Below are 9,322 nucleotides of genomic sequence, written 5' to 3' on the forward strand. Positions count from 1 at the left end.
GGACCCGTGGTAGCGTATAGCGCGTCAAAGCGCGATAAGGTGATAGGGATCGGTTTGAGCGCAAAACATCAGGGCCAGCGGTCATATCAAACCGCACTTACAGGCCGGAGACATGACTGCACCCGACCCGCCAAGCTCAAACATCGCCGAAATCACCTTGCCAAGCGGGCGCCATCCAGACACGACGCCACCCTCGAATAGCATGTACGTCCGAGTTGAGATTTTCTTCAAAGCTGCCCTGCATTGGTCTTTCTGCAAGGATTATTCTATCTCAACCCTACTACTATCCGCGCCCGTCTCCGTTGAACTCCAGAACCGAAATGATCGGAACGAATTATTATTCCCAGTAAACGATTTGACGCCCACCACCCTGAGCACTCGGTCAAACGCAATCAGATCCCGGCAAAAGGCCCGAGCAATCTGCCGAAAAACCCCTTAAAGCGGACATGTCCTTCGATCGCCGCCAGGGATATGCACTCACCGTCGCTGCCGATCACCGGGCTATGATCCGTCTCATCATCACCCTCGACAAAGTCACCCGGCTCGTAGCGATTATTGCCATCCGAAAACGATCCCTTCAGAACCTGCGTCACCTCGAGATCCGTATGCCCGTGCGCCGGCATGTGCTTATTCGCTTTTACCTTCAGCAGAATCACGTTCGCTTCTGGCGCGTGAGGCACGCGAATGCGGCTAAGCCTGACCCCCGGCCCCACGGGACGCCAGGGACCTACTTCGCAACCAGCCAGTGGGCTTGGAAGAATGATGCCATCGACAGAAGCCGGTGAGCGACGCGGCGCGATGTGGCTGGGCTTCCCGTCTAGATCCAAACGCGCAAGTGTTTGTTGAAGAGCCCGAGGAGAAAGCGCCTGTGGTTCCGTCCGGATCAGCATCTCCCCGCCAACGGCCTCGAATGTCGCAACGCGCCTCTGACAGAAAGGGCAGCCACTCGAATGAGCGGCAACAACGAGTGAGGGACCAACCGGCAACGTGCCTACAGCAAAACGCAGCAGTGTCTGATCACTGGGATGATGCTTGTTCGTCATAGTGTTTCTTCCAGCATATCCCTAAGTTTTCCAAGTGCCCGCCTAATACGAGACTTCACAGTGCCGAGCGGCAAATCCAATTCCCTGGCAATTTCAGAGTGAGGGCGATCACGGAAAAAGGACAATCTGATGATCTCCTCCTGTTCGGAACTCAGAGCCTTAAGCGCGGCGCGAACCTTTTCCTCATCCGCCCTGATAAACAAAATCTCTTCAGGCGTGGGTTCAGCGGCCTGCATGACCTCAGTTTCGCCACCATACGGCTGATTTGCGGACTTTGATTTCCGCTGAAAATCAATCCGCAAGTTGCGGGCTATCGTGAAAATCCATGTCATCGCACTGGCGCGCGTCGGATCGAAATAAGGGGCCTTGCGCCAGACCATAAGCATCGCCTCCTGGGCGATTTCTTCGGCACTTTCAGCTGTCGAGCCCGAGCGCATCATGAACGCCTTGATCCTGGGCGCTGCAAAATTGAAGAGCTCGGCAAAGGCCTGCCGATCCTGACGGGTTGCTATCGCCAGAACAAGTTGGTTGACCGCTTCGCGCGACAATGGATCGTGCTCGGGCAAGGTCGTCACCGCTCGTCTCCTTTCGAAGGCGATGATGCCGTTCTGTTTGCCACGGCTATCGATAGGCGGTGCTGGAACATTCATGCGCTTTCTACGAGGAGCAATGCCAATTGGATCCCATGATCCGATTCCAAAAAATTCACGTATCAGATTTGAACCGCAGCAACAAAGGCTTCGGCTTGGCAAATGCCGTGCAGGAAGCGGGCGAGAAGAGAGATCATGATGCCGCGAAAAACAGTGGACCAACAAAAGCCTTTGGTGAAGGCCGGCCTCGCGGTGATCCCGGTCATCCTAACCCTTCTTCTCGGACAGTGGGCAACCTTGCCGAACATTGAGAGTTGGTACGCAGGCCTTGCCAAGCCCGCATTCAATCCACCGAATTGGATCTTTGGGCCGGCATGGACCTTCCTTTACGCGTCTATGTCCTTTGCAGTCTGGCGCATATGGATACTTGCAGGTGAGCAACCGCAAAAGTCGGTGGCGCTCATTTTCTTTTATCTGCAGCTGGCGTTCAATGCCGCATGGTCATGGGCATTCTTTGCGCTCCATAGCCCACTGCTTGGGCTTATCAACATCGTTCCGCAGTGGATCTTGATCCTCCTCACAATCCTCAAGTTTCGCCTTCTCGACAGAATCGCTGCTTACAGCCTCGCACCTCTCGCTGTTTGGGTTGCCTTCGCGATAGCGCTCAATTTCGAAATCTGGCGGTTAAATCTTTGAATGGGCAAGCTATCGCGAATAGCACTGTGCGCCAGATCCTCAGCCGTGTGGAAAAGACCCCAGGAGACGCGCAGTTATCCATTGTCCGCAACCGGCGGCAAGACCTGAGAGAACTGTACCCCAAAAAAGATCGGCTAACGTCAGAACAATCGACCAGCTCTTGAGTGTCGCCTGATTTGTGAGATCATAGGTGGCATAAGCCGTAAAGCCGAGCATCGCGCCGCACACTATTGCAGTCCGGGCCGACTCTCCGATCAGCCCGGGTCGAACGGCGAGAACCGTAAGTCCGAACGCATAAATCAGGTAGAAGGCAACAGCTGGCACAAGTCGGAAGTCCGCTGCCAGCATCTCTGCCATTACAGGCCTATAAAGACGATCCGTCATGCTGCTCAGCCAGATAAAATCGATGGCGACGAACACGACAAACGTGACGAGATAGGCAACAACATAGGTTTTCACGACATTCTCCATAGCGGCCTTCCTTCGGTCGATCAGCGGATGCGTGTCCAATCGACACCGCGGCAAATCAGGCCGGCAATAACACAGCCTCTCGTGGACATCCGATCACCTTCCACTTTCACCGTGATCCTGTAGCTCAAATAACGTTGGGGATCGAAAGCCTCACCGGAATAGATGCCATCTTCACTGGGCTTGATCGTCATCACCAGCTTGTCACCAGCCCTTTCGCTTGGCGTTCCCGGCTTGAGCCAGGTATTTGTTGCACAGATGTCCGATCCGCAGGGGGCAACCCTCACTTTGGCATTGCCATCTGCGCGAGCCCACAGGCCCTCGATTTCGGCACCTTGCGCATTAGTTGCAGATGCTGCGGCCAGATAAACAATCGCTCCAATCATCGCTCTCATGCCTGGATCTCCTTCTAACCGCCGACCTTCATGCGTGCTCAAGTGTATAAAGCCCCACGTCGATGCTCCCTTCCTCAAAGCCGGCTTCGCAATAACAAAGGTAGTAGTGCCAAAGGCGACGGAACCGCTCGTCAAAGCCGAGGGCAGCGACGGTCGGCCAGCGCGCATGAAAACGGGTGCGCCACTCAAGAAGCGTCCGTGCGTAGGATTTGCCGAAATGCTCTCTTGCGGTGAGCCTGAAGCCGGCCTTTTCAACAGCCGCCTGCAATGCGGGATCGGAGGGCAGAAAGCCGCCGGGGAAAACATACTTCTGGATGAAATCGGAGCCGCGCCGATAGGCATCAAAACGCTTTTCATCAATTGAGATCACCTGCAGCACAGCCCTGCCACCTGGTCTCAAGCAACGTTTCAAGGTTGCGAAGTATTCCAGCCAATAGGCCTCGCCGACCGCCTCGAACATTTCGATCGAAACGATCCGATCGAACTGGCCTTTAAGATCACGGTAATCTTGCAGGCGCAGGTCCACCACCTCTGTCACGCCGAAATTTGCGGCCGTCTGCCTCGCCCAGGCAAGCTGCGAAGGTGACAAGGTTATGCCAGTCACTTTGACGTTGGCACCGGCTGCCATGAATATAGAAAGAGCACCCCAGCCGCAGCCGATCTCCAAAACACTGCAGTTATGATCGAGGTCAAGCTTTTGCAGAATATGATCAAGTTTCTTTTGTTGGGCGGCGTCGAGGGTGTATGTAGAATTGTCGAAAATTCCTGATGAATACTGCATCGTGGGGTCGAGCCACTGCTTGTAGAATTCGTTGCCGAGATCGTAGTGTGCCTCGATGTTGCGACGGCTGCCGTGCTTCGTATTGGCGTTGACAAGATGTTTTGCCCTGTTGAAGAGCCGCATCATCGCGCTGCCTTCAACAGCCGGGCCTAACGCTTCGATGTTTTTGGCCGCGAAGCGGATGACTGCGGTCAAATCGGGAGTCGTCCAGTCCTCATTGAGGTAACTCTCCGCAAAGCCGATATCTCCCGCAAGCATTAGGCGAGGCAACAGGCGCCAACGCCGCATGTTGATGATAGCCTCTGGCCCTGGTTCAGCGCCGTATTTTTCGACGACCTGCCCTGATGGCAACGAAATCTTCACGTGGCCGTAGCGAACGTCGCGCAACAACCTCATGAGAAGGTGGCCGACCAGACCAAACCCCTCGATGCTATCGGACGCGCGCATCGGAGCGCCGGAGAAATCGTCAAAATGGCTCATGAACTTCAACCTTGGAATTGCTTGCTTTCCCTTCAGCGGGAGATGGGCGAACGAACGAAACAGGGTTTTCAGGAGGAAGGGGGCGTATCCGCAAGCCGATACCTTTCAGCCAGATCTTAAGCGCTTCCCAATGGATGCCTCCCACAACACGAAGTGTGAGGAAAGGGATGGCAAAAAATGCCTGTAACAATGCGCGATCCGTAAGCTCGCAGCGGCGGGCCAGATGCCTGGCTGTCAGTACCGGCCCATCGCAATCAAAAGTCTCGATTCGGATGGAAAGAACGTCAGTTGGTGGCAAGACGCGAAACTGGTATCGTAGATCCATGTCCATAAAGGGCGAGACGTAGAAGGCCTTGTCGCACTGTTGAACAATTTGCCGCCCGTCGTTCGCCTCAACCGGGATCATGTAGCCGTGGCGCTCACCGAACGTATTGTCCACTTCCCAGAGGATGGCTTTGAGCGACGCATCCTTCGAATAACAGAAGAACACGCTGAGCGGATTGAAAGCCCAACCGAACAGTCGCGGCATGGTCAGCAATCGCACCGGACCGCCGTCCGGCTCGACCCCGGCGCGACGCATAATCGTCTCGACCTGTTTCTTCAGATCGTCCCCCGAGCGATCACCTCGATCCTTGCGATAGAAGGAAAAAAGGTTGAAGCGGTCGACAGAGAGAAGTCGAAGCCGCCGATCGATCTGGTCAAGCTCATCAAGATCGAGCAGCAGAGAATAGATCCTGTAGCTCAGCTTGTGCTGCTTCGGCCTTACACGCGCATGCGTGACCAGGCCGGAAAAAAGCGCAGATTGAAGTTCCGCACTCATGCGGTAACTTCCACGTCCAGCGGCAGCTCGGCGAAGCGAACAATCGGCTTGCGCACGATCCGGGAACTTTCCTGCGGCACCTGCCAGGGCCGCCGCAAGCCGCCAAGATCCTCGGCAACCGCAAGGCCCGCCTGAATGCCGTCCTCGTGAAAACCCGCGCCGAAATGCGCGCCGCAGAACCAGGTATTGCGGACACCTTGAAGCGACCAGATTTCCTTCTGTGCGCGATCGGTCAGGAGATCGAAAACCGGATGTTCATATGTCTCACGGCAGATGACGGTTTCCTCCTTCAGCGCCTGTCGCGGATTAAGCGTGACGAAGGTCAGCGGTGCCGCACCCAACGGCTGCAGCTTGTTCATCCAATAGGTGATGGAGGGCTGAATTGGCCCATCCCGCGTATCGGCCACATAGTTCCAACTGGACCAGGCCGCCCGCCGTTTTGGCATCAAACCCACATCGCCATGGAGGACCGCCTCGTTCCGCGAGTAGCGAAAAGCACTGAGAATGCGGTTCTCTTCGGGACTTGCATCCACAAGCATACGCAGCGCCTGATCGGCATGGGTCGCAATCACGACATCGTCAAAAGCGTAGTGGCCGCCCATGCCATCTTCAAGTTCGACGCCCCATGGTCGGCGTCTTATCACCTTCACTGGCGTCGATAACCTAATGCGGTCGGCGAAACGGTTGGTCATGCGGGCAACATATTCGCGGCTGCCACCCCTTACAGTGCGCCATACAGGGCGGCCCCATAGTTCCAACAGCCCGTGATTACTGCAGAATTTCACGAAATTTGCTGCCGGATAAACGCCGACCTGCATTGCAGGCGTAGACCAGATCGCCGCAGCCATCGGATAAAGATGGTCATCGCGGAAGGCGCAGCCGTAGCCGTTGCGCGAGAGATAATCATCAAGCGAAATGCCGTCCATGTCGGGCAAGTCCCGCGGGGCATTGCGATAAAAGCGCACCAGATCGCGCATCATTGACCAGAAACGCGGGCGGACAATGTTTGATTTCTGCGCGAAGAGACCGAGACCCGTACCACCGGAATATTCACAGGCGCCATCGTTGATCGAAACGGCAAAGGACATATTGGAGGCAGCCGTCGGCACGTCGAGCGCGCGGAACAAAGCCGTCAGATTGGGATATGTAACCTCGTTGTAGACAATGAAGCCGGTATCGACGGATACAGGACCCGCGGCGCTTTCGAAGTTGACCGTGTTACTGTGGCCACCGATGCGATCACTGGCCTCGAAGACGGTCACGTCGTGCCGCCTTGACAGGAGCCAGGCAGCCGAAAGTCCCGAAATGCCACTTCCTATAATCGCAATGTTCAGGCGGCGGCCGCCGTTTCGATCGTAGTGACCCATAAAACCCCTCGTCTCCCGCAATAAGCTCTTTGCTTTCAAGACAGATACGGAGGGCGATGACGGCTGGTTTCGCAAAAGTTGAGATTTTTTTTCGAGCGCTATGAAACCGGTCCCAAAGATCGTCCGTAAATAAGGCGTAACCTCATAGCAGCGCATCAATGCGAGCAACGGATGGATTGGCCTCTTCTGATGATCATCGCCGGCGGCATATCGCTGGCCATGACCGGTGCCTGGATCGCGCAGCGTGCAACCGGCAAGAGCGGCTGGATCGATACCATTTGGTCTGCAGCTGTCGGCTTGGGTGGCATCTTCGCCGCCGTCTCAGCAGAAGGTCCGTTCGCGCGCCGGATGACGGTAATCCTGGTCGTGGCAGCCTGGGCGCTGCGGCTAGCCTGGCATATTGGAGCGCGCACCAAAGGTGGTGGCGAAGATCCACGCTATGCCAAACTGATGGAGGACTGGGGCGCCAGCGCCAGCTTGCGGCTGTTTATCTTTCTGCAGGTTCAGGCGTTTGCGGCCTTCGTCCTCGTATTCTCAGTCTATCTCGCTGCGCTGAACGACAAGGCTTATCCGTCTATAACGGATATCGTTGCCGTGGTACTTGCCGCCGCAGCCCTCGCGGGCGAGGCAATGTCGGATGCGCAGCTCTCTCGGTTTCGTCGAAGGCCAGAAGCGAAGACCGAGATCTGCGAAACGGGCCTATGGCGTTATTCTCGCCACCCCAACTACTTTTTCGAATGGCTATTCTGGTGCTGCCTGCCGCTATTTGCCATCACGAGTTCGCCCATCAGCCTTTTAACGCTGCTGGCGCCAGCGTTGATGTACTGGCTGCTAGTGCATGTTTCCGGAATTCCGCCACTGGAAGAGCATATGTTGCGCTCGCGCGGCGATAAATTTCGAGCTCTACGCCAGCGCGTGAACGCCTTCTTCCCAGGTCCACGCAAATCCAAATTCGTTTCTCAAGGAGAATAGCCGATGAATATGCTGGCATTTGCGATCAATGCTGCAGAGCGCGCGCCGCTTACAGACAGTATGACGCTGGCTGGGATAGATTATCTATGTGCGCGCACCAAACACCGTCTATCGACGACTTCGCAAGATGCGGAAAATATGTTTGTCGAGGCAATGGGAAATTTTCCGGTAGCGACACACACCGATGAGGCCAACCGACAGCATTATGAAGTCCCGGCCGAGTTCTTCAGCCTAACCCTGGGGCCTCAACGAAAATACTCCTGCTGCCTTTACCCATCCCCCCATACGACGCTTGCGGAAGCCGAGACTTATGCACTTGCCGAAACTGTAGAGCATGCCGAAATCAAGGATGGAAACAGTATTCTGGAGCTGGGTTGCGGCTGGGGTTCACTATCCCTTTATCTTGCACAGCAATTTCCCAATTCGCGAATTACATCCGTTTCAAACTCCGCCTCACAGCGCGACTACATTCTCGCCATGGCGCAAAAACACGGTCTCGGCAACCTTACCGTCATCACGGCAGATATGAACGACTTCACGACCAATGAACGATTTGATCGTGTGGTCTCGGTCGAGATGTTCGAGCATATGTCCAACTGGCGCACCTTGCTGGAGCGTGTCCGCGAATGGCTCAATCCGCATGGCAAGCTTTTCCTCCATGTCTTCACCCACAAGGACCGCTCCTACCGCTTCAATCACCAAGATCCGGCCGACTGGATCGCCCGCCATTTCTTTACCGGCGGCATCATGCCGGCACATGATCTGCCGCATCGCTTTGCCGACCTGTTTTCAGTTGAACGGGAATGGCGCTGGTCGGGGACGCATTACCGCCGGACGGCGCTCGACTGGCTCGCCAATTTCGATCGCGAAATTCATCGTATCAAGCCGATCTTCGCTAAAGTCTATGGCCAGGACAGCACGCTCTGGCAGCGCCGCTGGCGGCTCTTTTTCCTAGCCACCGCGGGCCTGTTTGGCCATGACAACGGTCATGTCTGGGGGGTAGGCCACTATCTTCTGAGGCCAGCGGGATGAGGCGGCCGGCGTTGGATCCAAGGGCCGGGGCGACGGTCACTATTGCCTGGGTCATCATGGCCAACAAACCCTTCTACCCATTTTATGTCTGGTGGCTGGTTGGCGATGGTGTCGGAATGTCAGCCATAACGCTCGCCGCGATCCCCTTATTTCTGACGATCCCATTGATAGCTAGAAAATCACCGTTCAGTGCGCGGTTGGCGCTGCCAATGATCGGCACGGTCGACACAGTATGCGAATCCATCGTTTTCGGAAGAGCGTCTGCTACGCTTCTCTTCCTTGCACCCTGTATGGCGCTGACACTGGTCTCATTCCAGCCCGTTGAGAAATGGTGGCAGCGGGGTCTTGCCTGCTTCATATTCGTTTGCTTTGCGATATGCTGGTGGAAGCTCAAGGAGCCGGTCTTTCCGTGGACCACCGATCAGATCGCAATACTATCGAGCATCAACGTTTTTGCGGTGGCCGGCCTGATGACTCTTATCGGCATACGCTATGCTGGGACAGCATCCGAAAACATCTCTTTCTAAACGAGCCGAACTCGCGAACGGCGCGGCAAAGTTCTTCATTGAACGCGCTCGACCTGAAGCTCTTGAAGGTATGCGAACCGCCGACCCTGTCGTTCAAGCAGCATATATTTGTGCAAATTTTTATAAGCGGTACAGTAACTTGCGCTCCAGG

At 55.6% G+C, this 9,322-nt stretch carries 11 protein-coding genes; 4 read left to right on the top strand and 7 right to left on the bottom strand.

What is annotated here, in order from left to right; genetic code table 11:
- Window positions 1-392: 392 nt before the first annotated feature.
- Together FHT28_RS35590 and FHT28_RS35595 are read right to left on the bottom strand one after the other, a co-directional pair.
- Window positions 393-1,043: a ChrR family anti-sigma-E factor gene (locus tag FHT28_RS35590; RefSeq protein WP_168598892.1), complete on the bottom strand. Its 651-nt coding sequence runs from the start codon at window positions 1,041-1,043 to the stop codon at window positions 393-395.
- Window positions 1,040-1,693 (bottom strand): sigma-70 family RNA polymerase sigma factor, encoded by a 654-nt coding sequence (locus FHT28_RS35595; protein ID WP_168598893.1) that lies wholly within the window; start codon window positions 1,691-1,693, stop codon window positions 1,040-1,042. Before FHT28_RS35595 ends, FHT28_RS35590 begins: the two co-directional genes overlap by 4 nt.
- 135 nt (window positions 1,694-1,828) lie before the next feature.
- On the opposite strand from FHT28_RS35595, the gene FHT28_RS35600 reads away from it, so the two are divergent.
- Complete coding sequence (locus tag FHT28_RS35600; protein ID WP_246705057.1) at window positions 1,829-2,329, top strand: TspO/MBR family protein; 501 nt, start codon at window positions 1,829-1,831, stop codon at window positions 2,327-2,329.
- A gap of 39 nt (window positions 2,330-2,368) precedes the next feature.
- Here FHT28_RS35600 and FHT28_RS35605 read toward each other — a convergent pair whose 3' ends face one another.
- The 5 genes from FHT28_RS35605 to FHT28_RS35625 are packed head-to-tail and all read right to left on the bottom strand — an operon-like array spanning window position 2,369 to window position 6,640.
- The gene (locus FHT28_RS35605) at window positions 2,369-2,788 is read right to left on the bottom strand and encodes a DUF2177 family protein (protein ID WP_168598902.1); all 420 of its coding nucleotides are present in this window, start codon (window positions 2,786-2,788) and stop codon (window positions 2,369-2,371) included.
- Window positions 2,789-2,820: 32 nt separating this feature from the next.
- Window positions 2,821-3,192 (bottom strand): DUF2147 domain-containing protein, encoded by a 372-nt coding sequence (locus FHT28_RS35610; protein WP_168598894.1) that lies wholly within the window; start codon window positions 3,190-3,192, stop codon window positions 2,821-2,823.
- A gap of 28 nt (window positions 3,193-3,220) precedes the next feature.
- Window positions 3,221-4,420, bottom strand: a complete 1,200-nt coding sequence (locus tag FHT28_RS35615) for a cyclopropane-fatty-acyl-phospholipid synthase family protein (protein WP_246705059.1) — start codon at window positions 4,418-4,420, stop codon at window positions 3,221-3,223.
- A 19-nt stretch (window positions 4,421-4,439) separates the two neighbouring features.
- Window positions 4,440-5,273, bottom strand: coding sequence for a DUF1365 family protein (locus tag FHT28_RS35620; RefSeq protein WP_168598896.1), 834 nt, complete (start codon window positions 5,271-5,273; stop codon window positions 4,440-4,442).
- Window positions 5,270-6,640, bottom strand: coding sequence for an NAD(P)/FAD-dependent oxidoreductase (locus FHT28_RS35625; RefSeq protein WP_168598897.1), 1,371 nt, complete (start codon window positions 6,638-6,640; stop codon window positions 5,270-5,272). The genes FHT28_RS35620 and FHT28_RS35625 overlap by 4 nt, the downstream gene beginning before the upstream one ends.
- Window positions 6,641-6,811: 171 nt before the next feature.
- Here FHT28_RS35625 and FHT28_RS35630 point away from each other — a divergent pair, with 171 nt between their 5' ends.
- Genes FHT28_RS35630 through FHT28_RS35640 form a run of 3 tightly spaced genes read left to right on the top strand, consistent with a single transcriptional unit; the run spans window position 6,812 to window position 9,171 of the window.
- Window positions 6,812-7,612: a DUF1295 domain-containing protein gene (locus FHT28_RS35630; protein WP_168598898.1), complete on the top strand. Its 801-nt coding sequence runs from the start codon at window positions 6,812-6,814 to the stop codon at window positions 7,610-7,612.
- 3 nt (window positions 7,613-7,615) lie between these two features.
- Window positions 7,616-8,644 carry a cyclopropane-fatty-acyl-phospholipid synthase family protein gene (locus FHT28_RS35635; protein ID WP_168598899.1) on the top strand — a complete coding sequence of 343 codons (1,029 nt, stop codon included), beginning with the start codon at window positions 7,616-7,618 and terminating at the stop codon, window positions 8,642-8,644.
- Between the two features lie 11 nt (window positions 8,645-8,655).
- Window positions 8,656-9,171: a hypothetical protein gene (locus FHT28_RS35640; protein ID WP_246705058.1), complete on the top strand. Its 516-nt coding sequence runs from the start codon at window positions 8,656-8,658 to the stop codon at window positions 9,169-9,171.
- The last annotated feature ends 151 nt before the right edge of the window (window positions 9,172-9,322 follow it).

Source organism: Rhizobium sp. SG570 (assembly GCF_012275345.1).
In the GTDB taxonomy this organism is placed as follows: Bacteria; Pseudomonadota; Alphaproteobacteria; order Rhizobiales; family Rhizobiaceae; genus Rhizobium; species Rhizobium lusitanum.